Here is a 26850-nt window from a genome sequence, read left to right on the forward strand (position 1 = left end):
CATGACGTGTGATCTCCACCCGCCAACTGCGTTACTTCGTCGAAATCGCCGACAGCGGCAGCTTCAGTGCCGCCGCCGAACGTTTGTTCGTGGCGCAATCGGCCCTGAGCCGGCAGATCAAGGAGCTGGAAAACCAACTGCGAACCCCGCTGTTCGAACGCACCGCGCGCCAGCCGCGGCTGACTGCCGCCGGTGAAGCCTTCTATCCACGGGCGCGCAACCTGCTGGGCGAATTGCTCAAGGCCAGCCAGATGGCGACCCAAGTGGGCAACGGCGAATTGGGCACACTGCGCCTCAGCCATTCGAGCACCGTGCCGATGAGCGGGCCTTTACTGCAAGGCATCGGCACCTGGCTGGAGCGCTGCCCTGGGGTGTCGATGGATATCGGCAAACTGTCCTCCGAAGCGCAGCTGGAAGAAATCGCCGACGGTCGCCTGGAAGTCGGGGTGCTGCGTTTACCCGTGCTGCGCCAGCGCGAAGGTGTACGGGTCATGCCTTTATACAGCGAACCCCTGCTGCTGGCCGTGCCTGCGAGTCATGCGCTGGCACGCAGCCAGGCGCCCATCGAACTGGAGCAACTGAAAGACCAGGCGTTTATCTCGATCCCCCATCCCCAGCGTGGCGGCCTGAGTTATCTGTCGGCCGAACTGTGCATGCGTGCGGGATTTTTCCCCAAGGCCGCGCGAGTGATGTCACGCAAAACCACCCAGTTGCAGTTGATCCAGGCCGGTTTCGGTATAGCCTTGCTGCCAAAGTCCATGCAGGACATCGCCCCCGCCAACGTGCACTTTTTGCCCCTGGCCGACCCGGACTGCCTGAGCACCGTCGCCCTGGCCTGCCAGCAGTCACCGAGCGCGTTGGTGGAGCAGTTCTGTCAAACCCTGCACGAATGCCTATAAACTGCCGCCCATGATTAAAGATCCCTTTGCCCGCTTGGGCCTGGACCGCGAAGTCCTGACTGTCAGCCAGCTCAACGGCCGCGCGCGGGTGTTGCTGGAAGACGTGTTCACCAATATCTGGGTCGAAGGCGAGATCTCCAACCTCGCCCGCCCGGCCTCCGGCCATGTGTACTTCACCCTCAAGGACAGTGGCGCCCAGGTGCGTTGTGCGCTGTTTCGCAATAACGCCGCGCGGGTCCGCCAGGCGTTGAAGGATGGCCTGGCGGTGAAGATACGCGGCAAGGTCTCGCTGTTCGAGGGCCGTGGCGACTACCAGTTGATCCTCGATACCGTCGAACCCGCCGGGGATGGCGCGCTGCGCCTGGCCTTCGATGCCCTGAAGGAAAAACTCAGCGCCGAGGGCCTGTTCAGTGCCGAACGCAAGGTGCCGCTGCCCGCGCACCCGCGCCGCATCGGCATTATCAGTTCGCCCACCGGTGCGGTGATCCGCGACATCATCAGCGTGTTCCGTCGTCGCGCGCCCCAGGTGCAATTGACGTTGATCCCCACCGCCGTACAAGGCCGCGAAGCGATCCCGCAGATTGTGCGCGCGCTGAAGCTGGCGGATGCCCGTGGCTTTGACGCGCTGATCCTGGCCCGTGGCGGCGGTTCGCTGGAAGACCTCTGGTGCTTCAACGAAGAAGCCGTGGCGCGGGCAGTGGATGCTTGCGTGACGCCAATCGTCAGTGCCGTCGGCCATGAAACCGATGTGTCCATCAGCGATTTCGTTGCCGACGTACGCGCGCCCACACCTTCGGCGGCCGCTGAGTTGCTGGCCCCCGACGCCGGCAACCTGGTGCGCCAGGTCGAAAGCCTGCACCGCCGCTTGGTGATGCTGATGCGCAATCGCCTGACCCACGACCGCCTGCGCCTGGAAGGCATGGCCCGGCGCCTGCGGCACCCCGGCGAACGTCTGCGCCAGCAGGCCCAGCGCCTGGATGACCTGGATATGCGCCTGCGCCGCGCCTTCGAGCGCAGCCTCAATACCCGCCGCGAACGCCTGATCCGCCTGGAAACCCGTCTCGCCGGCCAGCATCCGGGGCGCCAGTTGGCCCTGCTGCGCCAGCGCCTGGACAGCCTTGCCGAACGCCTGCCCCGCGCCATGCGCGAAGGCCTCAAGGCGCGTCGCCTGCAACTGCAAAGCCAGGTGCAGACGTTGCACGTAGTCAGCCCGCTGGCAACCTTGGGCCGTGGCTACAGCATTTTGCTCGACGAGCGTGGCCAGGCCATCCGCAACGCCGCGCAGACCCACACCGGCCAGCGCCTCACCGCGCGCCTCGGTGAAGGCCAATTGCAGGTGCGAGTGGAAGATAACCACCTGACCCCCGTCACCCTTTCGTTATTGGATTGATTGATGCCACGTTTCTTTAGTGTGTTGTTGCTGCTATGCCTCGCCGTTAACGCTCATGCCGACAGCTATATCAGCCGTACCTTGAACAAGCCGGTGCCCGGCGGCGTTGCGGTGGTTGAACTCGGCCCTTCGGCTACCGCGCCGAAAGCCACGTACCAGGGCAAACCCGTGCTGGTGGTGAAGGAGCAGGACAACTGGCTGGCGATTGTCGGCATCCCGCTGACGGTCAAGCCGGGCAACGAGCGCATCAGCAGCGGCGGGCGCAGCCTGCCGTTTATCGTCGGCTACAAGAAATACCCGGAACAGCGCATCACCCTGAAGAACAAAAGCCAGGTCAACCCCAACCCGGCGCAGCTCAAGCGCATCGAGGGCGAGTTGGCCGTGCAGCTCAAGGCCTATCGCAGTTTCAGCCCGAACCTGCCGAGCAACCTGGTGCTGGACAAACCGGTGAACGGGCCGCTGTCGAGCAAGTTTGGCGTACGCCGTTTCTTCAACGATGAAGAGCGCAATCCTCATTCGGGCCTGGACTTTGCCGTGCCGGCCGGTACACCGATCAAGACGCCGGCGAACGGTAAGGTGATTCTGACCGGCAACTACTTCTTCAATGGCAATACCGTGTTTGTCGACCACGGCCAGGGCTTTATCAGCATGTTCTGCCATATGTCGAAGATCGATGTAAAAGTCGGCGATCAACTGGTGCGCGGTACGGTGGTGGGCAAGGTCGGCTCGACGGGCCGTGCGACCGGGCCGCATATGCATTGGAATATCAGCCTCAATGACGCACGGGTCGATCCTGCGATATTTATCGGCGCCTTCCAGCCCTGATACGCGGCAGCGCATTCAGCCCGGTCTGGACGTTCAAACCCCACGTATAGACCGGTCACTGACGACCGCCCTCTTTCAACAACCATGGCGCCGATCTCGACACAGTGCGTCGCCATTCCCGCCTATTTTCGAAGGAACCGTCATCGCTTGACTTGCCACCCACACATCGAATCCCAGGGAGGACAATTCGCTCACAAGGACACATAAAGCAAGTCTTGTGGAGTTTCCTTAATGCATATCTCTGACTTCAGGCCCGCGCAACCCCAAACCGTTATTCCACCTTCTCGCCCTGCATCATCTACGCCAACAGCCCAGAACGACAGCCCAGGCCCACAACCCGCCCCCGCCAAGTCTCGTTCGTCCATACGGGGACTCGCCAGCCTCTCCGCCCCTTACTCATCGGGCATAAACCCCGCCACTGCCATCCGCAGCCCTCTCTCGAATCACTTCAAGATCGGCGATCTGCAGCTACTGAATGAACAGTACTCCAGCCTCATGGACGAGATGGCCTCAGAGCAACGCCAGCGTCCTGATTTCAAAAACTTTTTGCAGACACGGCTGGCACAGGCGTTTCCTCAACTGAATCCCCTCGACCCGGACAAGGTTTCGTTCAATAGCTATACGTCAAACAACGGCGTAGAACAGTTGAAATCCTCCGAGCCGATAATGACTGCCTTGAGCCGTGCGATTCGGGAAATCTATGCCAACCCGAGCAAACAGCTATTCGAGACACCGGGGGTCAGGACCGAATTTGTGACCCGGCCAGCGCCCGATGAGGCAGTCAATGTCCTCCAGCCCACCGCCTCGCTGCACACCATCGCCAGGAGCATTGCCACCGAGTACGCTCAGACGCTTCGGGAATACTGGACCACGCCCCAGCTTTCAGCGAACTCGCCCTCGCCACAGGACCAACTGTTATGGGTCCACAAACAGCAACTGTCGACCTTGGCAGCCATCCGCAAGATGGACGGCACGCTGAGCCCGGCCAGTAAAGAGTTGATCGACAACGCGCTGCGCTACCCGTCTCTAGAGGAACGGGAAAGTAAACTGCCTGACGGATCAAGGCCCGGTGTGTACCCCATCACCATTGATGACGGCACAGTACAGGGTGCAGCCTTCGCCGGTGCGTTCATGATCACCAGCAAGGATGGCTCTTCAGCGTCCACCCCGACCTGGCCTGCCACCGGTCGGGAGATTAAGCTCAACGACCAGAATGGCCCCGTGGTGCTCTATACCCCCAGCGAAGGTTTCGAGGAATTCGCAACCCCGGCACTGTTACGCGAAGCATTGGCGCAACGGCTCGACAGCGGCGGGCCGGCCGCCGAGCTGTTGAGGCAAAGCCTGCCGCTTTCGCTGCAAAACCGCGCGTCGCCGCCTACGGGGGATGACTTGATGCTAGGCGTGGCCCCCCTGGCCGGGGATGTGCAGGCAGAGGGGATAAATTTGCTGCTCCAGCGCCAGGGCGCGGAAGTCGATGCGTTGATGGCCAGGACATTCACCCCGCAGCGGCCATCAAGCCCCACATCAACGCTGGGGCCGACGCTCATGACGGCCCTGGATGATGCCGCTGACTGGTCGGCACAAGTCGACGGCAGCAACGCCATGCTTGCGCGTAACGAGAAATTGGCCGAGAAAGGCCAGCCGGGCTGGTTGAAAAACCTCAGCCCCGCTCAAGAATTGCTCTACAGCCACTTGGAAGGGAAAGCGACAAAGAGCGCTGAACAACTCGCCCCCCTGCTGGAAAACATTCCGTCCTTATCCAGCTTTGCCACGTCGCAAATGAATGAGGCGCTGAAACAGGCTTACCCCCAGGCCAATGTGGACGCCGATCAACTGATGGTTAAAGTAGTCACCAAGACGCGTTTCCACCTCGGTCGCTCCGGCATTCCACAACCCCCCTCCACTACCATCACCTATCTGTCACTGTCCGACCTGGCCCTGAAAAACCCAAGCCACTGGGAAATGGGCGAAAGCCACAAGCACACCGAAACCACCATGACCCTGGCGCTGCAAGACACCAAGGGCTCACCGGTTCCAGATGATCAGAGGCGGCCGATCACCCTCGATACACAACAACTCAAGCACCTGGTCTACACCGCAGATGTGGGTGGCGAATACACCAAGCTGCTGGAGACGCGCATGGCGCCGGATGCCGCATCGGGGCCGGCTGCTGATTTACACAAGGCGTGGAAAGCCAGCAATGCCGACTTGATGGTGAAAGAAGCCTTCCTGGCACAACTCAACCCCGGTGGGTTCCAAGCCGATGCCAGCACCGACAAGACCTTGAAGCGGGGCGTACAGTGGATCAACGCGGTTCTGGATCATCCGGATCCGGCCCAGCGTGCGAAGGTGGATGGACAAACGATTGTTGCCAACACCCTGCTCCAGCTGGGCCTACCGGTTCGCGGCGTGATGGTCATCGGCAATCAAACCGACGCTTCTGTGGTGCTCTACAGCCCCGGAGCCCCCGACGGACTGGCGTTCAGGGAACTGCCCAACCTGGACGCATTGACGACGCTGCTGGAGAAGAAAGAATGGCAGGCCTATACCCAGAGCAGAAAATCGCCAACGGAAAAGGACGATTTTCAGCAATCCGTGGACGCTGCGCGCCGAGTCGTCACCAGTGGGGGCACCGACCTTCTTGCAGCCGCCGAGGTTCTTGACAAAGGAAGAAAAAGCCTCGCTGGTTCCATAACCCTAAAGCCGATGGAAACAGACATCCACGATGAATTGTTCACTCAACAGACGCGCTTGCTAATCGATAAAGCCGACTTCCAGTCAACCAGCAGCGCAGAAGTGAACGCCGAATCGACGCGTAACAAGATCATGTTTGGCGTGGAGGTGGGCAGCCTGTTTCTGGACTTCATACCAGTCATCGGCAAGGGCATTTCTACCGGGGTAAAGGTGGGCAGTCGGCTCGGCCGAGCGGCACTGAAAACCATCCAGGGCAATGCCCGGCACTTGCCAGGTGGACTGCTCACACGCGGCGGCCGTGTCAACCTTTTCGCCGACTTCACCGCGCTTGCATCAGGCCTGCCCCATGTGCCGAGCACGCCTTTGCGTCCGGTGTTTCGCGCGGCGGGAACGCCCGTCCCCGCCGCTCCCGTCGCAAGGTCGCTGCTCACCCAGGGAACGCCCCCGCCCGGCGCGCCTGTCCCGCCTGCCGTCCCTTCGACCAGCGCGGGCATCAGGGCGTCCCAGGCAATCCCCAGCCCCGTCGCGCAATCCGTTACGCCACCGCGAGACCTGAGCGCCTATTCCGTCCCTGAAGACACGCTTAGAGGCGTCAGACCAGACGCCAATGGCATTTATCAAGTGGGAGAAAACTGTTACATCCGCTATACCGACAGCACCGGAATCAACCGCCCCTACCAGATTTATTCTGTGTTCAACGCCAGGCATGGGCGGGTCAGTATTATCGATCCCAAAGTGCCGTCGGATGCCCCCAGCATCTACAAGAATGTGGCGTTCATGGAATCAACCGGGACAGGGGAATGGCGCCTGAGTGAGTTGCCCGGCGCCAAGAGGCACAGAGGACGAACTTCACCACCGGGCGACGAATATATGGATCGCGTGCTCAGTGGCCAAGCGGCCAGAGACTTCGACGGGAACGCGGCCACCACCGGGCAACTGAGGCGTTGGTTCAGGCGTGACGTGCAGGACTTCTTTGCCCGCATGAGTGCGGGGCAACTGCCGGCACGGCCTGCCATTCCAGCCATCCCTGACAATGCGACGTCGGCCCAGCTGATTAAATCGACCTTGGCGCCAGCCGATGTAAATGGCCTGGTCATAGGCGAACTTCACGACGAGCCAGGGGGCTACAAGTTCATCATTGAAAACATGGCGAACTTAAAAGCAAACGGAGTCACAACGATTTATCTCGAAAATGCCCCGTACTTCGAGGGCTCTCCAGTGTTCGGCGCCGGCGCCTATCAACCTCAGGATGCGAGATATGCCTATCCCCGCCCTTACGATTACTCAACCTATGCACCAAACAGTCCGACCCCGTATGACCTCATTCAGGAAGCCGACAAACACGGCATTAAGGTCATAGGGCTCGAGCATCCTTACCTCACAGCCCATAGCGATAACTTCGCGGCCAGGGCTGGTAACCAAGGCTACGTCCAAGAGCGCTTGTCAGACTTCAATTACTACGCGACAAAAATCATTGGGAAGACACCACCGGGGGAGAAATGGGTGGCGTTGGTTGGCAACGTGCACATGAATACGGCCGCCGGTGTTCCAGGGGTTGCCGAGTTGAACAAAGGGGTCGGAATCTCGATTATCGAGGCTCCCCAGGGCGCAAAAAGCTTGGCGATCCCCCCAGCCGCGAAAGACACTACCTCCCCAAGTTTCGCCGATTTACAACCGGATATTGAATTCAAGCAAAACGTTGATGATCTACGACTACCGTAGCAGGCAACCCAGGATGCCGTACCGGCGCTAACGTCGCCGTACGGCAACCGCCCATTGCGCACCCACGAAGATGAGCAAAATAAAAACCACAAAAAACCACAAAACAAACAATAAAAAACTACAAAAATGCGAAACCGTAGATTTTCTATCAATTTTTCTTGAGCGCTTGCCATCTCCTATCCCCCCCGGGTAGGGTTAAATCCATGAAAACCTCTCACACCCTCATCCAGCTTCGCCAGCACCGCAGCCTGTGCCTCGTCAGCGCACGACTGCCAGGCTGAATCGATCTGCCTCGTCTTTACGTTTTATCCCTAAAAACAGTTCTACGGCAGGCCGCCTTTTCTCGGCCCCTACAACAAAGGATTTCCCGATGAGCATGCTCAAAGACCCGTCTTCGAAGTACCGCGCGTTTCCGACCATCGATATCCCGGACCGCACCTGGCCTTCCAAAACCATCACCACCGCGCCGATCTGGTGCAGTTCCGACCTGCGTGATGGCAACCAGTCGCTGATCGAGCCGATGGACGCGGTGAAAAAGCTGCGCTTCTGGAAGACCCTGGTCGCGGTCGGCGTGAAGGAAATCGAGGCGTCGTTCCCTGCCGCATCGCAAACCGACTTCGACTTCGTGCGTACCCTGATCGAAGACAACCACATCCCCGAGGACACCACCATCCAGGTGCTGACCCAGGGCCGTGAAGACTTGATCGCACGCACCTTCGAATCCCTGCGCGGCGCCAAAAAGGCCATCGTGCACCTGTACAACGCCACATCGCCGTCGTTCCGCCGCATCGTGTTCAACCAGGACAAGGACGGCATCAAGGCCATCGCGGTCAACGCGGCCAAGCTGTTCGTCAAGTACGCCGCCCAGCAGCCGGAAACCCAGTGGACCTTCGAGTACTCGCCGGAGACTTTCAGCGCTACCGAACTGGAGTTCGCCAAGGAAGTCTGCGATGCCGTGATCGAGGTCTGGAACCCGACGCCTGAGCACAAGATGATCCTCAACCTGCCAGCCACCGTCGAGTGCGCGACGCCGAACATCTATGCCGACCAGATCGAGTGGTTCGGTCGCCATATCAACCGTCGCGACAGCGTGATCATCAGCCTGCACACCCACAACGACCGCGGCACCGGCGTAGCCGCCACCGAGCTGGGCCTGATGGCCGGCGCGGACCGTGTCGAGGGTTGCCTGTTCGGTAACGGCGAGCGTACCGGTAACGTCGACCTCGTCACCGTGGCCTTGAACATGTACACCCAGGGCCTCGACCCGCAGCTGGACTTCTCCGACATCGACGGCGTGCGTAAAGTCGTCGAGGAGTGCAACCAGATCCAGGTACACCCACGTCATCCGTACGTCGGCGATCTGGTGCACACCGCCTTCTCCGGTTCTCACCAGGACGCGATCCGCAAAGGCTTCTCCCAGCAGAAAGAGGATGCGCTGTGGGAAGTGCCGTACTTGCCGATCGATCCGGCCGATATCGGTCGCAGCTACGAGGCGGTGATTCGGGTGAACAGCCAGTCGGGCAAAGGCGGCATCGCCTACCTGCTGGAGCAGGAATACGACATCAGCTTGCCGCGCCGCATGCAGATCGAATTCAGCCAGGTGGTCCAGGCCGAAACCGACCGTGTGGGCCTGGAGATGACCGCACCGCAGATCTACGCGTTGCTGCAGCGTGAATACCTGCAAGCCAACACTCCGTACGCGCTGGTCAGCCATCGCCTGCAGGAAGAAAACGGCAACAGCTTTGTCGAAGTGGAAGTCTCGGGCAAGGGCCAGGGCGAAACCAACCTGCACTGGAAAGGCAAAGGCAACGGCGCACTGGAAGCCCTGGTAGCCGGCCTGCCGATTGGGGTGGAGATCATGGACTACAACGAACATGCCATCGGCGCGGGCACCAACGCCAAGGCCGCGGCCTATATCGAGCTGCGTGTGAACGGTGAACGCCCGGTGCATGGCGTGGGTATTGATGAAAACATCACCACGGCGAGCTTCAAGGCACTGTTCAGTGCGCTGAACCGCTCGTTGAGCCAGCAGGAAGCGAAAGCGGCGTAACCTTCGCCGTCATACAGAAGGCCCCTGGGTGAGAACCCAGGGGCCTTTTTTATTGAGTTTCAGATTTGGGTTGCCCCCGATAACGGCCTGTCAGACAAACTGAAAGCTATCGGCATCCAGGTTCGCCGGAAACCTGGTGCGGTACGCCGCCAGTTCAGCCGCGTCCAGGCACACCTGGAACACCCCGTCCGCCTCCCCCGCACTCAGCAGGCTCTCACCCTGGAAATCCAGCACCTGGCTATCACCGGTGTAGGCAAAGCCCTTGCCGTCGGTGCCCACTCGATTCACCGCCGCTACGTAGCACAGGTTCTCGATAGCCCGCGCCGGCAACAAGCGGTTCCAATGCTGGCGCCGCGCCCCCGGCCAATTGGCGGTGTACAGCAGCAAGTCAGTGTCCTGGGCATCCCGACTCCACACCGGGAAGCGCAGGTCGTAGCAAATCAGCGGCCGAACACGCCAGCCTTTTAATTCGAACTGCACCTGGCGCTCGCCGGGGGTGTAGTGATTGTGTTCACCGGCCATACGAAACAGATGACGCTTGTCGTAGTGCAACACCTCGCCATCCGGCCGCGCCCACAACAGGCGGTTGCGGTGGCTGCCATCAGCGGCCTGGATGATCACGCTGCCGGTGATCACGGCGTTGTACTTCGCAGCCTGGGCCTGGAGCCACTGATGGGTCGGGCCGTTTTCCGGCTCGGCGAGGGTTTGCGACGCCATGGAGAAACCGGTGGTGAACATTTCCGGCAGCACGATCAGGTCGGCACCGCGGGCCTGCTCCAGCAGCCCCTCGAAATGCTCGAGGTTGGCCTGGCGGTCGTGCCAGGCCAGGGTGGTCTGGACCAGGGCGATATTCAAGTCAGGCAATGCCGTCAGATCACGCATAGTTTTTCAGCCGCTTGTCGCAGCGTCTCCTCGCGCTTGGCAAAACACAGGCGCACCAGGCGCTGGCCTTGCGGTGGGCTCTGGTAGAACACCGAGACCGGGATGGTCGCCACGCCATGCTCGCGGGTCATCCACAGGGACATGGCGACGTCATCCAGGTCCGGGCGTATTTGTGAGTAATCGACCAACTGGAAGTAGGTACCGGCCACCCGGCTAAAGCTGAAACGCGACGGTGCCAGCAGGTCGCAGAACAGGTCGCGCTTGGCCTGGTAGAACCCCGGCAGTTCATCGACGTGCTCCGGGTGTTCGGCCATGAAATCGGCCAACGCGAACTGCAACGGGGTCACGCCACAGAAATTGACGTATTGATGCACCTTGCGCAGTTCGGCCGTCAGGGCCGGTGGCGCGACCACGTAGCCGGTTTTCCAGCCGGTGACGTGGTAGGTCTTGCCGAAGGAGCTGACCACGAACGCTCGCGGGTACAGCTCTTCATGGGCCAGCACGCTGACGTGGGGCACGCCGTCGAATACCAGGTGTTCGTAGACCTCGTCGCTGACCAGGTAGATATCGCGGTCGCGGATCAGTTCGGCCAACTGGTCCAGCTCGGCGCGGCTGATCAGCGCGCCGGTTGGGTTGTGCGGAGTATTGAGGATGATCATGCGCGTACGTGGCGACAGCGCGGCCTTGATCCTCTCGAAGTCCAATGCAAAGCCTTGCAGGCTCAGTTGCACATGCACGCAGCGGCCACCGGCCAGTTCGACTGAGGGCTCATAGCTGTCGTAGCAGGGGTCGAACACAATGACCTCATCGCCAGTGCGAATCACCGCCTGGATCGCGCAGAAGATCGCGGCGGTGGCGCCAGGGGTGATGGTCACTTCACTGTCGGCATTCACCGTGGCGCCATAGCTGCGGGCGATCTTGGCCGCCACTTGCTGGCGCAAGGCCGGCAGGCCGGTCATCGGTGAATATTGGTTGTGCCCGCTGGCGACATGTTTGCCCACGGCATCGAGCAAAGCCTGAGGCCCATTGAAGTCGGGAAACCCCTGGGACAGGTTGAGCGCGCCGGTTTCGGCAGCGAGTTGCGACATGGTAGTGAAAATAGTCGTGCCGACATTTGGCAGCTTGCTGGTGATCATGGGAGCCCCCTTCGGGTGAGCTGCAAGTTTTAAGCTGCAAGCTGCAAGCAGGTCAAGGGGCAAACCGCCAGGCACAAAAAAGGGCTCATTCAGAGCCCTTTTTTGTGCCTGGCGGTTTGAGCTACAAGCTGTAAGCTTCAAGCCGCAAGCAAACCCGCTTTAGCTTGCAGCTTGTAGCTTACAACTTGCAGCTGCTACTTTTTATCCCTGCGCTTCTTGTCAGCCTTCTTGTGGTGAGTCATCAAACGACGCTTCTTGTTCACCTGCCGGTCAGTCAATGTGTTCTTGTTGCCTTCGTACGGGTTCTCGCCACCCTTGAACTCGATACGGATCGGCGTACCGACCAGTTTCAGGACACGGCGGTAGGTGTTTTCCAGGTAACGCACGTAGGACTTGGGCACCTTCTCGATCTGGTTACCGTGGATCACGATAATCGGCGGGTTGGCACCACCCAAGTGGGCGTAACGCAGTTTGATCCGGCGGTTGTTGACCATCGGCGGTGCGTGCTCGCCAACGGCGTCTTCGAGGATCTGGGTCAGACGGTTGGTCGGCCAACGGGTAACGGCGGACTTGAACGAGTTCTGTACGGAAGCGTAGAGGTTACCCACACCCGTGCCGTGCAGGGCCGAGATAAAGTGGATATCGGCGAACTCGACGAAGAACAGGCGGCGCTGCAGCTCGATCTTGACGAAATCGCGCTCGCTCGGCGTCATGCCGTCCCACTTGTTGATCGCGATGACCAGGGCACGACCGGCTTCGAGGGCAAAACCCAGCAGGTTGAGGTCGTGGTCCACCACGCCTTCGCGGGCGTCCATCACGAAGATCACCACGTTGGCGTCTTTGATCGCCTGCAGGGTTTTCACCACGGAGAACTTTTCAACTTCCTCGTGGATCTTGCCGCGTTTGCGCACACCGGCGGTGTCGATCAGCGTGTACTTCTCGTCGTTACGCTCGAACGGGATGTAGATGCTGTCGCGGGTGGTGCCGGGCTGGTCGTAGACGATTACCCGGTCTTCACCGAGCATGCGGTTGACCAGGGTCGACTTGCCCACGTTCGGGCGACCGATGATCGCAATCTTGATACCGTCTTTTTCGCTTGGGCCAGGAATGCGCTTGGCTTCCTCGCCTTCGGCAACGATCTCTTCTTCGCCTTCTTCTTCCTCGGCGTCATCCTTAGGGAAGTCGCGCAGGGCGACTTCCAGCATCTGGGTGATGCCGCGACCGTGGGCACCGGCGACCGGGATCGCGTCGCCAAGCCCCATCGGGCTGAATTCGGCACGGGCCGCCTCAGGATCGATGTTGTCGATCTTGTTGGCGACCAGATAGGAACGCTTGTTGCGCTTGCGCAGGTGCTCGCCAATCATCTGGTCGGCAGCGGTGTAGCCCGCGCGGGCGTCCACCAGGAACAACACGACATCGGCTTCTTCAATGGCCAGCAGGGACTGCTCGGCCATCTTTTCGTCCATGCCATGCTCATCACCGGAGATACCACCGGTGTCGACAATAATGTAGGAGCGCCCTTGCCACTTTGCCTCACCGTATTGGCGATCACGGGTCAGACCGGACAAGTCGCCGACAATGGCGTCACGAGTCCTGGTCAGGCGGTTGAACAAGGTGGACTTGCCGACGTTAGGTCGGCCCACCAGGGCGATTACGGGAACCATGCGGCTCTCCACTTCGTTATTTCAGAAAATACAAAAGCCGCTGCAAGGCAGCGGCTGGTGCTCGACTGTAGGAGCGAGCTTGCTCGCGAAAAACGCAATGGCACCGCGTTTATTCAGACAGCACGCGTTATCGTTAACGATTTTCGCGAGCAAGCTCGCTCCTACAGGTGAAGCTGCTTGAGGGGTTACCCCCAAGCATAGTTCTTACTTGATGGTCAGGGCTTCCAGCTTGCCGCTGTTGCCAAACACATAAAGCATGTTGCCCACCACCAGCGGACGAGCACGCAGGCCGTCGCTGTCGATACGCTCACGACCTACAAAACGACCATCCACCTGGCTCAGCAGGTGCAGGTAGCCTTCGAAGTCGCCGACCGCTACATAGCTGGAGAACACTTCCGGAGCCGACAGTTGACGACGGGCCAGGGAGTCATTGCTCCACAGTGCAGTGGTGGAACGCTCGTCGACACTTTCAACGGTGCCGGACGCCAGGCTTACGTAGACGCTGCCAAACCCTTGGGCGACACCCGCATAACTGGAAGCATCGCGCTGCCAGTTGACACGGCCGCTCTGCAGGTCCAGCGCGGCAACGCGGCCTTGGTAAGTGGCGACGTAGAGGGTTTCGCCCGACAGCAGCAAGCCACCGTCGATGTCCACTACGCGATCCAGCTCGGAACGACCTTGGGGGATGGCCACACGGGTTTCCCAGGCAGGCACGCCGTTCCTGGTGTCCAGGGCGACTACTTTACCGGTCGACAGGCCTGCAACGGCCAGATTGTTGGTCACAACCGGACCACTGGTACCGCGCAAGGTCAGCACCGCCGGGGTGCTGTCGTACAACCAACGCTGTTCGCCGGTGCTGGCGTCCAGGCCGATCACACGGTCATCCTGGGTTTGCACCACGACGATATCGCCGTTGGTGGCAGGCGGTGCGAGGACTTCACTGGTCACGCGAGCGCGCCATTTCTCTTCACCGGTGCTGGAGTCCAGCGCCACGACTTCGCCCTTGAGCGTGCCGAGCATGACCATGCCGTAACCCACGCCTACGGCGCCGGACACCGGCAATTCAAGGTCTTTCTTCCACTTCACGTCGCCGTTCATGCGATCCATGGAGATCACCACGCCGGTTACGTCAGCGGCCACAATGTTGTCACCGTCGATTGCCGGCACCAGCATATTGTAGGTCTCGCCCTGGCCGTCACCGATGGAGCGGCTCCATTGCTTTTGCAGGACGACTTCTTCCTTGAAGCTGGTCAGCTCGGCCGGAGGCAGTTCTTTTTTACTGTTGCTGCTGCAACCCGCGGCCAGAACGGCCAGAGCCAGCAATGCTGCATGTTTCCAACGGATCACGTCATGCATCCCCTTTGGCCAGGTCGTCCAGCTTGATTTGTAAGCCACCGACTGCCGCTTCATCAGACAGCGCCGCCTTGGCTTTCTTGTACGCAGCATTGGCTTCGTCGGTACGACCCAATTGGACCAACAGGTCGCCCTTGAGCTCTTCGCGAGTGGCTACAAATGCCTTGTCCGCATCGCCGTCGAGCAGTTTGAGTGCTTCGTCAGCCTTGTTCTGTGCCGCCAATACCTGGGCCAGGCGCTGACGCGCGATTTCACCCAGGGTCGGGTTGGTCGGCTTGTCGGCGATGGCCTTGAGTTCTGCGGCGGCGTCATCCAGCTTGCCGGTATCGACCGCGACTTTCGCGACGAACAGGCTGCCGTATTGGGCGTAGGTGCTGCCGCCGAATTCGTTCTTCAGCTTGCCGGCCAGGTCTGCAACCTGCGCGGGGTCGGGCTTGCCGTCCGGGGTCAGTGTAGTTTCCAGCAATTGCTGATAAACGATCGAGGCGCCCTGGGACTGGTTGGCCTGATACTTTGTCCAGGCTTGCCAGCCGAACACCACCACTAAAGCCAGCAGACCGCCAGTAACCAGGGGCTTGCCGTTACGCTGCCACCAGTCCTTGAACTCGGCCAACTGCTCATCATCAGTACTCGACACCCCAATACTCCTTAATCGCTAAATTCGGCTGTTCGACAGCTTCAACCCTGCACGACGCAGGTGGCCAAGTGCGCAGCGAGCGCATCAAAGGCAATGTTCTGTTGCTCGCCCTGGCCACGCAGGGGTTTGAAACCTATCACTTGCTGGGCCAGCTCGTCATCGCCCAGGATCAGTGCGTACAGTGCACCGCTCTTGTCGGCCTTCTTGAACTGGCTCTTGAAGCTGCCTGCGCCGGCATTGACCTGAAGGCGCAGGTTTGGCAACTGGTCACGTACTTTTTCGCTCAGGGCCAGGGCGGCCAGTTCGGCGGCCTCGCCAAAGGCACACAGGTACACGTCCACCTGACGGGAGATTTCTTCCGGAACCTTCTCCAGGGTTTCCAGCAGCAGGATCAGCCGCTCGATCCCCATGGCGAAGCCCACGCCGGTGGTCGGCTTGCCGCCCATCTGCTCGACCAGCCCGTCGTAACGGCCACCCGCACACACGGTGCCCTGGGCGCCGAGCTTGTCGGTGACCCACTCGAACACGGTCTTGCTGTAGTAATCGAGGCCACGCACCAGCTTGGTATTGATCACGAACGGAATGCCGGCCGCGTCCAGACGAGCCTTGAGGCCTTCGAAGTGAATGCGGGATTCGTCGTCCAGGTAATCGGCCATTTTCGGCGCATTGACCAGCACGGCCTGGGTGTCGGCGTTCTTGGTATCGAGGACGCGCAACGGGTTGGTCTTCAGACGACGCTGGCTGTCTTCATCCAACTTGTCCAGGTGGGCGGACAGGTACTCGACCAGGGCCACTTTATAGCGGCCGCGGGATTCACTGGTGCCCAGGCTGTTGAGCTCAAGCTTGACCGCGTCGCGGATGCCCAGCAGGCCCCATAGGCGCCACGTCAGCACGATCAGCTCCGCGTCGATGTCCGGGCCGTCGATGTTGAATACTTCCAGGCCGATCTGATGAAACTGGCGATAACGGCCTTTCTGTGGACGTTCGTGACGGAACATCGGGCCGATGTACCACAGTTTCTGCGGCTGGCCAGCACCGGTGAGGCCATGCTCAAGCACGGCGCGCACGCACGCGGCAGTACCTTCCGGACGCAAGGTCAGGGAGTCGCCGTTACGGTCTTCAAAGGTGTACATCTCTTTTTCGACGATGTCGGTCACTTCACCGATGGAGCGTTTGAACAGCTCGGTGAACTCGACGATCGGCATGCGGATCTGCTTGTAACCGTAGTTATCCAGCAGGCGCGCGACAGTACCCTCGAGGTAGCGCCACAACGGCGTTTGCTCCGGCAGGATGTCGTTCATGCCACGAATGGCTTGCAGAGACTTGCTCACATCAAATCCTTAAATTCGTTCAATCAGCCGCGAGCGATCAGCGCTGCGTCAGCCGCGACCTTTTCGGCCGCTTTCTCGCGGATCAGCTTTTCCAGCTCATCCACCAGATTGTCATTCGTTAACTTCTGCGACGGCTTACCGTCGATGTAAATCAGGTTCGGTGTACCGCCGGTCAAGCCCACATGGGCTTCCTTGGCTTCACCCGGGCCGTTGACCACACAACCGATCACTGCAACATCCAGCGGCACCAGCAGGTCTTCGAGGCGCAACTCCAGGTCGTTCATGGTTTTCACCACGTCGAAGTTCTGCCGCGAGCAACTCGGGCAGGCAATGAAGTTGATGCCGCGTGAACGCAAACGCAGGGATTTGAGAATGTCGTAGCCGACTTTCACTTCCTCTACCGGGTCTGCCGCCAACGAGATGCGGATAGTATCGCCAATCCCTTCGGCGAGCAGCATACCGAGACCCACCGCAGATTTCACTGTGCCTGAGCGCAAACCGCCGGCTTCGGTGATGCCCAAGTGCAGCGGCTGCACGATTTCCTTGGCCAGCAGGCGGTAGGCTTCCACCGCCATGAACACGTCGGAGGCCTTTACGCTGACCTTGAAGTCCTGGAAGTTCAGGCGTTCGAGGTGTTCAACATGACGCAGTGCAGACTCGACCAGCGCTGCCGGGGTCGGCTCGCCGTACTTCTTTTGCAGGTCTTTTTCCAGGGAACCGGCGTTGACGCCGATGCGGATCGGGATCCCGCGATCACGGGCAGCGTCCACCACAGCGCGCACACGGTCTTCACGACCGATGTTGCCCGGGTTGATGCGCAGGCAATCGACACCCAACTCGGCCACGCGCAAGGCGATCTTGTAGTCGAAGTGAATGTCGGCAACCAGCGGCACCTTGACCAGCTGCTTGATGCGACCGAAAGCCTCGGCAGCGTCCATGTCCGGGACGGATACCCGAACGATGTCTACACCGGCCGCTTCCAGGCGATTGATCTGGGCAACGGTAGCGGCAACGTCATTGGTGTCGCTGTTGGTCATGCTCTGTACCGCGATGGGGGCGTCGCCACCCACCGGCACCGAGCCGACCCAGATCTTGCGCGATACGCGACGTTTGATTGGAGATTCGCCGTGCATGACTATTGTCCCAACTTCAGGCGAGCGGTCTCGCCAGTGGTGAACGGCGCTACGTCTACAGGCTGGCCGTTGTAGGCCACTTGCGCGCCACGGGCGAAGCCCAGACGCAGCGTCAAAGGAGGCTTGCCGCCCAGGTCGAGCGTATCGCCCTTACGCTTGAGACCACTGACCAGCACTTTGCCGTTGCCATCGGTGACTTGCGTCCAGCAGTCAGCGACGAAGGTAATTTGTACACGCCCGTCACCGGCGATCAACGCAGGGGTGGTGGGTGGTGAAATCGCCGGGGCTGCCGGAGCGGTTGGCGCCGTAGTCGCTGGCGCCGGGACCGGAGCAGCCGGTGTATGAGCCTGGGCAACCGGAGCCGCGGGGGTATGGGCTGGCGTGGCCGGTGTCACTGGGGCCGGTACGGCAGCGGTCGGGGCACTTTCCGGTTCGGACGGCTCAGCGGTGGCCGGGGTTTCGGGGGCAGCCTGGCCTTGGGCAACGGCCTGGTCTTCCGGCTCATCCAGCGGATGAATCTGGGTGGTGCCGTCGGCGCTCTCGACTTCGACGTGCTCCATGGCGTTGCTGGTCAGGTCTTTACTGCGCTGGGACGTCTGGTCTTGCCACCAGACGAAACCGCCGCCGATCACGGCGATCAGCAACAACAGGCTGACAATCCGCAGGATTGTGTGGGAAACCCGCACCGGCTCTTCGATGCGACCCAGGCCATGCACATTGCTGCCCTGGGAGTCGGTGCCGGTGAACTGGTCGAATTCCTGGACCAACACGGCCTGGTCGATGCCCAGCAACTTGGCGTAGGCGCGGATATAACCACGGGCGAAGGTATGCCCAGGCAGCTTGTCGAATGCGCCGGCCTCAAGGTTGCCCAGGGAGGTGGTGGTCAAATTGAGCTTGAGGGCCACTTCCGCCAGCGACCAACCATTGCTTTCGCGGGCCTGACGCAAGGTGTCGCCTGGGTTTACGCGATTAGCTGCTACAACTTCCGGGTGCGCCGCTTTCATCATTGCTCCGACAGGTATTGCTGATATTCCGGCGTACCGGGATAGAGTCGTTCGAGTTGCTGGCCAAAACGTGCGGCCGTGTCGTGTTCTTCATGAACCGTCGCCAGGCGCACGCCGAGCAATAGACTACGTGCATTTTGCCCGCTGAGCAGGCTAAAACGCTCGTAATAGTCACGTGCCGGCACATAATGCCTGTCTTCGTAGGACAACTCAGCCATTTCGAGCAGCGCTCGTGGCTGATGGCCATTCAAGTGCAGGGCTTTTTCCAGCTGCTGGCGTGCGCTGTCGCGCTGGCCGAGGCGCATCGAGGTCACCCCAAGGTTCTCGAACACCCGCGCGCGCTCAGGATAGAGGGTATCGGTACTGGCTTGCTGGAAATAAAGGGCGGCCTGGCCAAAACGCTTTTGCTTGAACAGGAAACTGCCGTAATTGTTCAGCAATTTCGGATCGGCAGGCCGTGCGGCCAGGGCTTTGTTGAAATACCGGTCAGCCAGTTCAGGCTCGGCCTGGGCCTGGAACACCAGGGCCAGCGCAGCGTTGGCGTCGGCATCGTCGCTGTCCAGTTCAAGGGCTTTTTTCAACGGCACCTTGGCCTGCTCGCTCATGCCTTGGCGCAGGTAACCCAACCCCAGTTGCACATAGGCAACCCGCGCCTCGTCACGGCCCTTGCCGGTTTGCAAAGGGCTGTCATGGCCCGATGAAACACAACCGGCGGCGAGGCCGGTAACAAGCAAAAGCAGCGCAAGGCGCAAGGGCATAGAGATCCTCTCTCAGATTCGATTCACAGCAATTTGCGGCAGATCGTCGGCGGCGTTCAATTCACGCACGGCGATATAGCGCTCGCTGCGGCGGGTGCGGTCCATCACCTGCCCGACCAATTGACCACAGGCGGCGTCGATGTCTTCACCACGGGTGGTGCGCACGGTGACGTTGTAGCCGGCCTGGTGCAGTTGATCCTGGAAACGGCGAATGGCGTTGTTGCTTGGCCGCTCGTAACCAGAATGTGGAAACGGGTTAAACGGAATCAGGTTGATCTTGCACGGGGTGTTCTTGAGCAGTTCAATCATCTCGACCGCGTGTTCGACCTTGTCGTTAACATCCTTGAGCATGGTGTACTCAATGGTCAGCACACGTTTTTCGCCCAAGGTCGCCATATAACGCTGGCAGGATTCGAGCAGCATCTTAAGCGGATACTTCTTGTTGATCGGCACCAATTGGTTACGCAATGCGTCATTGGGTGCGTGCAGCGACAACGCCAGGGAGACGTCGATGTGCTTGGCCAGCTCATCGATCATCGGGACCACGCCGGAGGTCGACAGGGTCACACGGCGCTTGGAGATGCCGTAGCCCAGGTCGTCCATCATCAGGTGCATGGCTGCGATGACGTTATCGAAGTTCAGCAGCGGCTCACCCATGCCCATCATCACCACGTTGGTGATGGCACGGTCGACGGTCGCCGGGACGCTGCCAAAGGATTTGTTGGCAATCCACACCTGGCCGATCACTTCGGCGGCAGTGAGGTTGCTATTGAAGCCTTGCTTGCCGGTGGAGCAGAAACTGCAGTCCAGGGCACAGCCTGCCTGGGACGAAACGCACAAGGTACCGCGCTTGCCCTGGGGAATGTACACGGTCTCGACGCAGCTGCCGGACGCTACGCGCACCACCCACTTACGGGTGCCGTCGCTGGAGATGTCCTCGCTGACCACTTCGGGGCCACGTACTTCAGCAATAGCCTTGAGCTTGTCGCGCAGGGCCTTGCTGACGTTCGTCATGGCGTCGAAATCGTCGACGCCAAAGTGGTGAATCCATTTCATTACCTGACCGGCACGGAAACGCTTCTCCCCGATTGAGTCGAAGAATTTTTCCATTTCCTGTTGAGTCAGACCCAGCAGGTTGGTTTTTACAGTCGATGTCGTCATGGATTCACCCTCACTCTTTAAGCCGATGCTTAGCGAGTGGTTACTTCGGTAGCTGCGAAGAAGTACGAGATTTCGCGAGCAGCAGCGGCTTCGGAGTCCGAACCGTGAACAGCGTTGGCGTCGATGGAGTCAGCGAAGTCAGCACGAATGGTGCCGGCAGCGGCTTCTTTAGGGTTGGTAGCGCCCATCAGCTCACGGTTCAGAGCGATGGCGTTTTCGCCTTCCAGAACCTGAACAACAACAGGACCGGAGATCATGAAGGCAACCAGGTCGCCGAAGAAGCCACGAGCGCTGTGCTCAGCGTAGAAGCCTTCAGCTTCAGCCTTGGACAGTTGCTTGAGTTTCGAAGCTACAACCTTCAGGCCGGCTTTTTCGAAACGAGTGGTGATCTCGCCGATGACGTTTTTTGCAACAGCGTCAGGCTTGATGATGGAGAAAGTACGTTGAACAGCCATGGTGTAACTCCAGAAACGGTAATTTACGAAAAATTAAACCCGCGAATTATACGCGGGTTCTTGGGTATTGCCTAACTGCGTAAGGGAGGCGTCAGTCCTGCTCTTCTTTCCAGGCAGTCTGGATAGCTTCCAGGACCTTTTCGCCACCGCGATCGCGCTCATCATCAAAGCCTGGCAAGGCCATGACCATGTCACGCAAAGCAACAAAATTCAGGGAATAGGGATCCGTATCCGGGTTGCCGTCGGCCAACAGGATAGCGATCTCTTGCACATCAACCCATTTAAGACTCATGACACTTCCTTGAATCAGTGCGGCGCTTCGGCCGCATGGTTGAGCGAATATTTCGGAATTTCGACGGTGATGTCTTCAGTCCCGACCTTTGCCTGACAGCTTAGGCGAGAAGTGGCTTCCAGGCCCCAGGCGCGATCAAGAAAATCCTCTTCCAGCTCATCGGCCTCTTCCAGGCTACTGAAGCCTTCGCGAATGATGCAGTGGCAGGTGGTGCAGGCGCACACACCACCACAGGCACTTTCGATCTCGATGTGGTTGTCATGGGCAACTTCGAGGATGGACTTGCCGGTCTCAGCCTCAACAACCATACCGTCCGGGCAATGCTCGGCGTGTGGCAGAAAAATGACCTGCGGCATTAATTATTCCTCGATTTCATTCAGGTTGCGCCCGGCCAGTGCGGCTTTTACCGTCTGATCCATGCGGCGGGCAGCAAAGGCGTCAGTGACCTGCGACAAGCGCTTGGTCTGCTGCTCGATGGCGTAACCATCGTTGCCTTTCATCAGTTCGGCCAGCTCCTGCATCTGCAGGTCGATGACCATGCGCTCTTCGGCATCCAGCAAACGCTCGCCGTCGGCATCCAGGGCGCCCTGCACCGCTTCAAGCAGGCGCTGGGCATCCACTTGTTGCTCGCGCAGTACACGCGCGACCTTGTCGTCACCGGCGTATTGGAACGAATCCTTGAGCATCTTGGCGATTTCACCGTCAGTCAGGCCGTAGGACGGCTTGACCTGGATGCTGGCCTCCACGCCGGACGCCAGCTCGCGCGCGGCGACGCTGAGCAGGCCGTCGGCGTCGACCTGGAAGGTCACGCGAATCTTCGCCGCACCCGCGACCATGGCCGGGATGCCGCGCAATTCAAAGCGCGCCAGGGAGCGGCAGTCACTGATCAGCTCGCGCTCGCCTTGCAGCACATGAATCATCATCGCCGTCTGACCATCTTTATAGGTCGTGAAGTCCTGGGCGCGAGCGACGGGGATGGTGGTGTTCCGTGGAATCACCTTCTCCATCAGCCCGCCCATGGTCTCCAGCCCCAGGGACAGCGGGATCACGTCAAGCAGCAGCAGTTCGCCGCCATCGCGCTTATTGCCGGCCAGGGTATCGGCCTGGATGGCGGCGCCGATGGCGACCACCTGGTCCGGGTCGATTTCCGTCAGCGGCTGGCGACCAAAGGCTTCGGCCACGGCTTCGCGAACCCTTGGCACACGGGTTGAACCGCCGACCATGACCACGGCACCGACGTCTTCCAACTCGATACCGGAGTCACGCACGGCACGACGGCAGGCTTTCAGGCTGCGGGCGATCATCGGTTCGATCAGCGAATCAAAGGCTTCGCGAGTCAGCTTGGCGCACCAACTGCCGTAGGAAACGTCAATAGAAGTAGCGTCAGTCAGCGCCTCCTTGGCGGCACAGGCCGTTTGCAGCAAGTTACGCTGCTCGCCCGGATCCAGGTCAGCGGACAAGCCGGCGCTGCTGATGATCCAACCCGCGATGGCGTGGTCGAAGTCATCGCCACCCAGCGCTGTATCGCCACCGGTAGCCAGTACTTCGAACACGCCGCCAGTCAGGCGCAGGATCGAAATATCAAAAGTGCCACCACCCAGGTCGTAAATAGCGACCAGGCCTTCGGCATGCTGGTCCAGGCCATAGGCCACGGCCGCAGCAGTCGGCTCGTTGAGCAGGCGCAACACGCTCAGGCCGGCGAGTTTCGCCGCGTCCTTTGTGGCCTGGCGCTGGGCATCATCGAAATACGCCGGGACGGTGATCACCGCACCGACCAGTTCGCCACCCAGCGTGGTTTCCGCGCGCTGGCGCAGCACCTTGAGGATATCCGCCGACACTTCCACCGGGCTTTTCGGGCCCTGGACCGTGTCGATGAACGGCATATGGGATTCACCACCGACAAAGCGGTACGGCAGCTGGTCGCCCAATTGCTTGACGTCGGACAGGCCACGACCCATCAAGCGCTTGACCGACAGCACGGTGTTCAAAGGATCGGTAGACGCCGCCAACTTGGCCGACTCACCGACTTCGGTGCGATCAGCGTGATAGCGCACGGCGGACGGCAGGATCACCTGGCCGTCAGCGTCGGGCAGCGGCTCGGACAGGCCGCTGCGCAAGGCAGCAACCAGGGAATTGGTGGTACCCAGGTCAATCCCCACCGCCAAGCGACGCTGGTGCGGTTGAGGGCTTTGGCCGGGTTCGGCGATTTGCAGTAGAGCCATGGTAATCAGGTCTTATCTGTCTATCAGGCGCGCATCACGGGCAGCACACTGGGTTAATCGTCGAGGCGCTCTTCCAGCTGGCGCACTTCGTAGGTGAGCTTGTCGAGGAACTGCATGCGCCGCATCAGGCGCTCGGCCTGTTCACGTTGCGCTGCATCGTCCCAACAGGCTGCGAAGCTTTCGTTGAGCTCATCCTGGGCAACTTTCAGACGACGCTTGAAGACCGCGACACCCGCCACATCGGCTTCGTCCTGCAGGTCTTCGAGCTCTTCACGCCACTGCATCTGCTGCATCAGGAAGTCCGGGTCGTGCACGGTCACTTCCAGGGGCAACTCGCCACCGTTCATCGCGAGCAGGTAACGCGCGCGCTTCGGTGGGCTTTTGAGCGTCTGATAGGCTTCGTTGAGGCTGGCCGATTGCTCCAGCGCCAAGCGCTGCTCACGCTCGGAAGCGTCAGCGAAGCGGTCCGGATGCACCCCACGCGCCAATTCTCGGTAGCGCGTGGCAAGCTGCTCGAGGTCCAGCCGAAAACTCGGCTGCAGCTCGAATAAAGCGAAATGACAAGGAGTACCCACGAATAGCCTCAGATGTTGAAGCTTTCGCCGCAGCCACATTCACCGCGTACGTTGGGGTTGTTGAACTTGAAGCCTTCGTTCAACCCTTCCTTGACGAAATCGAGTTCGGTGCCGTCCAGGTAAGTCAGGCTTTTAGGGTCGATGATCACTTTCTCGCCGTGACTTTCGAACACCTGGTCCTCATCAACCACCTCGTCGACGAACTCCAGCACATAGGCAAGGCCGGAGCAGCCCGTGGTGCGAACACCCAGACGAATCCCCTCACCTTTACCGCGCCCATCCAGGGAGCGTCGCACGTGCCGCGCAGCCGCTTCTGTCATGCTGATAGCCATCGTTGACTCCTTACTCGTCGCCAAATGCTTAGATCAAGCCTTTCTTCTGCTTGTAGTCGCGAACGGCCGCCTTGATGGCGTCTTCTGCGAGCACGGAGCAGTGGATTTTCACTGGAGGCAGGGCCAGTTCTTCGGCCAGCTGGGTATTGCTGATAGTCACAGCCTCATCCAGGGTCTTGCCTTTCATCCATTCGGTCGCCAGGGAGCTGGAGGCGATGGCCGAACCGCAACCGTAAGTCTTGAACTTGGCGTCTTCGATAACGCCAGCGTCGTTGACCTTGATCTGCAGGCGCATCACATCGCCGCACGCCGGAGCGCCGACCATGCCGGTGCCGACATCAGGGTCTTCCGCGTCCATCTTGCCGACGTTGCGCGGGTTTTCGTAGTGGTCGATGACCTTTTCGCTATAAGCCATGGTACTGAATCCTCACTCATCAGGGCCGCTCTGGAACCCTGTAGAAACGCCTGCGTTTTCCGCCACGTTCCTACAGAGCTTGGGTGGCGGCTTCTATAGTTAGTGTGCCGCCCACTCGATCTTGGAAATATCGACACCGTCTTTGTACATGTCCCACAGCGGCGACAGGACGCGCAGCTTGTTGACGGCTTCGCAAACCTTCTGCGCGGCGTAGTCGACTTGCTCTTCGGTGGTGAAGCGGCCGAACGTAAAGCGGATCGAGCTGTGTGCCAGTTCGTCGTTGCGGCCCAGGGCGCGCAGTACGTACGAAGGCTCAAGCGAAGCCGAGGTACAGGCCGAGCCGGACGAAACCGCCAGGTCCTTGAGCGCCATGATCAGCGACTCGCCTTCGACATAGTTGAAGCTCAAATTCAGGTTGTGCGGTACACGGGCAGTCATGCTGCCGTTGATGTACAGCTCTTCAAGGTTCTCGACCTGCTTGTAGAAGCGATCGCTCAGGGCCTTGATACGTACGTTTTCGGCAGCCATGTCTTCCTTGGCTACGCGGAAGGCTTCGCCCATGCCGACGATCTGGTGGGTCGCCAGGGTGCCCGAACGCATGCCGCGCTCGTGACCGCCGCCGTGCATGGTGGCTTCGATGCGCACGCGTGGCTTGCGGCTCACGTACAGTGCGCCGATGCCTTTGGGGCCATAGGTCTTGTGGGCCGAGAACGACATCAGGTCGACTTTCAGCTTGGACAGGTCGATATCGACCTTGCCGGTGGACTGAGCAGCGTCGACGTGCAGCAGGATGCCTTTGGAGCGAGTCAGCTCGCCGATGGCCGCGATGTCGTTGATGGTACCGATTTCGTTATTCACGTGGATCACGGAAACCAGGATGGTGTCTTCACGCAGCGCGGCTTCGATCATGGCCGGGGTGACGATACCGTCGGTGGTTGGCTCAAGGTAAGTGACCTCGAAACCTTCACGCTCCAGTTGGCGCATGGTGTCGAGGACAGCCTTGTGCTCAATCTTGGTGGTGATCAGGTGCTTGCCTTTGGTCGCGTAGAAATGCGCCGCGCCCTTGATAGCCAGGTTGTCGGACTCGGTGGCACCGGAGGTCCAGACGATTTCACGCGGATCTGCGCCAACCAGGTCGGCAACCTGGCGACGAGCGTTCTCGACCGCTTCCTCGGCTTTCCAGCCGAAAACGTGGGAACGGGAGGCCGGGTTGCCGAAGTTTCCGTCGACCAGCAGGCACTCGCTCATCTTCTGCGCGACACGCGGATCAACCGGGGTGGTCGCTGAGTAATCAAGGTAAATCGGCAATTTCATGGACTTTCTCCTAAATCAGGCTGGCTGGCGTGCCGTTAGCTCTTCGGCTGTCACTCGACGGCGGACGCTTCGATCTTGTCCAGACGCGGCGCCTTGGTATTGCAACGGCGCTGGTCCTGACGCTGGGCTACTTCTTGCACCTCACGGCGAGTCACAAGATCAGCCAAGCTGATACCACTCAAAAACTCATGGATCTGCAGGCTCAAGTCACACCACAAGTGGTGCGTCAGGCAGGTGTCGCCGGCGTGGCAGTCACCCAGGCCCTGGCACTTGGTCGCGTCGACGGATTCGTTGACCGCGTCGATCACCTGGGCCACCTGGATGCCCTGCATGTCGCGGGACAGCTGATAGCCGCCGCCCGGCCCACGCACACTGGAGACCAGATTGCTACGGCGCAACTTGGCGAACAGCTGCTCAAGGTAGGACAGGGAAATGCCTTGGCGCTCGGAGATATCGGCCAGGGACACCGGCCCAGTTTGCGCGTGCAAGGCCAAATCAAGCATGGCGGTCACCGCGTATCGGCCTTTTGTAGTCAGTCTCATGGACAAGTACCAAGGTGTTTCAGAATGGGAGCAAGTATGCGATTCCCGAGTATTTAAGTCAACT

General features: G+C 60.1%; 24 protein-coding genes. 5 read left to right on the forward strand and 19 right to left on the reverse strand.

Annotated features, from left to right (window positions below; all coding sequences use genetic code 11):
* The first annotated feature begins 8 nt into the window (after positions 1-8).
* The 5 genes from F6S08_RS25960 to leuA all read left to right on the forward strand — a co-directional run bounded on the left by F6S08_RS25960 (position 9) and on the right by leuA (position 9580).
* The gene (locus F6S08_RS25960; RefSeq protein ID WP_065924856.1) at positions 9-899 is read left to right on the forward strand and encodes a LysR family transcriptional regulator; all 891 of its coding nucleotides are present in this window, start codon (positions 9-11) and stop codon (positions 897-899) included.
* Between the two features lie 10 nt (positions 900-909).
* Positions 910-2289 (forward strand): exodeoxyribonuclease VII large subunit, encoded by a 1380-nt coding sequence (xseA, locus tag F6S08_RS25965; RefSeq protein ID WP_315872525.1) that lies wholly within the window; start codon positions 910-912, stop codon positions 2287-2289.
* Positions 2290-2292: 3 nt separating this feature from the next.
* Positions 2293-3114: a M23 family metallopeptidase gene (locus tag F6S08_RS25970; RefSeq protein ID WP_074847583.1), complete on the forward strand. Its 822-nt coding sequence runs from the start codon at positions 2293-2295 to the stop codon at positions 3112-3114.
* Positions 3115-3345: 231 nt separating this feature from the next.
* A complete protein-coding gene (locus tag F6S08_RS25975; protein ID WP_315872526.1) occupies positions 3346-7530 on the forward strand; it encodes a membrane-targeted effector domain-containing toxin in 4185 nt (1394 codons plus the stop codon).
* Between the two features lie 370 nt (positions 7531-7900).
* Entirely contained in the window at positions 7901-9580 is a 1680-nt protein-coding gene (leuA, locus tag F6S08_RS25980) for a 2-isopropylmalate synthase (protein WP_027605424.1), read from the forward strand.
* 90 nt (positions 9581-9670) lie between these two features.
* On the opposite strand, the gene F6S08_RS25985 is transcribed toward leuA, so the two are convergent.
* The 19 genes from F6S08_RS25985 to iscR all read right to left on the reverse strand — a co-directional run bounded on the left by F6S08_RS25985 (position 9671) and on the right by iscR (position 26786).
* Positions 9671-10462 carry an amidohydrolase gene (locus F6S08_RS25985; protein WP_315872527.1) on the reverse strand — a complete coding sequence of 264 codons (792 nt, stop codon included), beginning with the start codon at positions 10460-10462 and terminating at the stop codon, positions 9671-9673.
* Positions 10450-11598 (reverse strand): pyridoxal phosphate-dependent aminotransferase, encoded by a 1149-nt coding sequence (locus F6S08_RS25990; protein WP_065924862.1) that lies wholly within the window; start codon positions 11596-11598, stop codon positions 10450-10452. Before F6S08_RS25990 ends, F6S08_RS25985 begins: the two co-directional genes overlap by 13 nt.
* Before the next feature lie 194 nt (positions 11599-11792).
* The gene (der, locus tag F6S08_RS25995) at positions 11793-13262 is read right to left on the reverse strand and encodes a ribosome biogenesis GTPase Der (protein ID WP_065924863.1); all 1470 of its coding nucleotides are present in this window, start codon (positions 13260-13262) and stop codon (positions 11793-11795) included.
* A 204-nt stretch (positions 13263-13466) separates the two neighbouring features.
* Positions 13467-14618 (reverse strand): outer membrane protein assembly factor BamB, encoded by a 1152-nt coding sequence (gene bamB, locus F6S08_RS26000; protein ID WP_065924864.1) that lies wholly within the window; start codon positions 14616-14618, stop codon positions 13467-13469.
* The gene (locus F6S08_RS26005; protein WP_027605420.1) at positions 14611-15252 is read right to left on the reverse strand and encodes a YfgM family protein; all 642 of its coding nucleotides are present in this window, start codon (positions 15250-15252) and stop codon (positions 14611-14613) included. Before F6S08_RS26005 ends, bamB begins: the two co-directional genes overlap by 8 nt.
* Before the next feature lie 41 nt (positions 15253-15293).
* Positions 15294-16583, reverse strand: coding sequence for a histidine--tRNA ligase (gene hisS / locus F6S08_RS26010; RefSeq protein ID WP_065924865.1), 1290 nt, complete (start codon positions 16581-16583; stop codon positions 15294-15296).
* Between the two features lie 23 nt (positions 16584-16606).
* Positions 16607-17716 carry a flavodoxin-dependent (E)-4-hydroxy-3-methylbut-2-enyl-diphosphate synthase gene (gene ispG, locus F6S08_RS26015; protein ID WP_003175952.1) on the reverse strand — a complete coding sequence of 370 codons (1110 nt, stop codon included), beginning with the start codon at positions 17714-17716 and terminating at the stop codon, positions 16607-16609.
* A 2-nt stretch (positions 17717-17718) separates the two neighbouring features.
* Positions 17719-18720 (reverse strand): helix-turn-helix domain-containing protein, encoded by a 1002-nt coding sequence (locus F6S08_RS26020; RefSeq protein WP_065924866.1) that lies wholly within the window; start codon positions 18718-18720, stop codon positions 17719-17721.
* On the reverse strand, positions 18720-19478 hold the full coding sequence (gene pilW / locus F6S08_RS26025; RefSeq protein WP_065947926.1) for a type IV pilus biogenesis/stability protein PilW: 759 nt from the start codon (positions 19476-19478) through the stop codon (positions 18720-18722). Before pilW ends, F6S08_RS26020 begins: the two co-directional genes overlap by 1 nt.
* A gap of 12 nt (positions 19479-19490) precedes the next feature.
* Positions 19491-20639, reverse strand: a complete 1149-nt coding sequence (gene rlmN, locus F6S08_RS26030) for a 23S rRNA (adenine(2503)-C(2))-methyltransferase RlmN (protein ID WP_027605416.1) — start codon at positions 20637-20639, stop codon at positions 19491-19493.
* 29 nt (positions 20640-20668) lie between these two features.
* A complete protein-coding gene (gene ndk / locus F6S08_RS26035; RefSeq protein WP_017846179.1) occupies positions 20669-21094 on the reverse strand; it encodes a nucleoside-diphosphate kinase in 426 nt (141 codons plus the stop codon).
* 91 nt (positions 21095-21185) lie between these two features.
* Positions 21186-21386 (reverse strand): Fe-S cluster assembly protein IscX, encoded by a 201-nt coding sequence (iscX, locus tag F6S08_RS26040; RefSeq protein WP_065924868.1) that lies wholly within the window; start codon positions 21384-21386, stop codon positions 21186-21188.
* A gap of 14 nt (positions 21387-21400) precedes the next feature.
* On the reverse strand, positions 21401-21742 hold the full coding sequence (gene fdx / locus F6S08_RS26045; RefSeq protein ID WP_065924869.1) for an ISC system 2Fe-2S type ferredoxin: 342 nt from the start codon (positions 21740-21742) through the stop codon (positions 21401-21403).
* Between the two features lie 3 nt (positions 21743-21745).
* Entirely contained in the window at positions 21746-23608 is a 1863-nt protein-coding gene (gene hscA, locus F6S08_RS26050) for a Fe-S protein assembly chaperone HscA (protein WP_065924870.1), read from the reverse strand.
* 53 nt (positions 23609-23661) lie between these two features.
* The gene (hscB, locus tag F6S08_RS26055) at positions 23662-24183 is read right to left on the reverse strand and encodes a co-chaperone HscB (RefSeq protein WP_027605413.1); all 522 of its coding nucleotides are present in this window, start codon (positions 24181-24183) and stop codon (positions 23662-23664) included.
* A gap of 8 nt (positions 24184-24191) precedes the next feature.
* On the reverse strand, positions 24192-24515 hold the full coding sequence (gene iscA, locus F6S08_RS26060) for an iron-sulfur cluster assembly protein IscA (RefSeq protein ID WP_024077295.1): 324 nt from the start codon (positions 24513-24515) through the stop codon (positions 24192-24194).
* A 28-nt stretch (positions 24516-24543) separates the two neighbouring features.
* On the reverse strand, positions 24544-24930 hold the full coding sequence (gene iscU / locus F6S08_RS26065) for a Fe-S cluster assembly scaffold IscU (RefSeq protein ID WP_028617851.1): 387 nt from the start codon (positions 24928-24930) through the stop codon (positions 24544-24546).
* A gap of 99 nt (positions 24931-25029) precedes the next feature.
* Positions 25030-26244, reverse strand: coding sequence for an IscS subfamily cysteine desulfurase (locus F6S08_RS26070; RefSeq protein WP_017530022.1), 1215 nt, complete (start codon positions 26242-26244; stop codon positions 25030-25032).
* Between the two features lie 50 nt (positions 26245-26294).
* The gene (iscR, locus tag F6S08_RS26075; protein ID WP_003194020.1) at positions 26295-26786 is read right to left on the reverse strand and encodes a Fe-S cluster assembly transcriptional regulator IscR; all 492 of its coding nucleotides are present in this window, start codon (positions 26784-26786) and stop codon (positions 26295-26297) included.
* Between the last annotated feature and the right edge of the window lie 64 nt (positions 26787-26850).

It is taken from the genome of Pseudomonas sp. JV449 (genome assembly GCF_032424295.1).
GTDB lineage: Bacteria > Pseudomonadota > Gammaproteobacteria > Pseudomonadales > Pseudomonadaceae > Aquipseudomonas > Aquipseudomonas marginalis.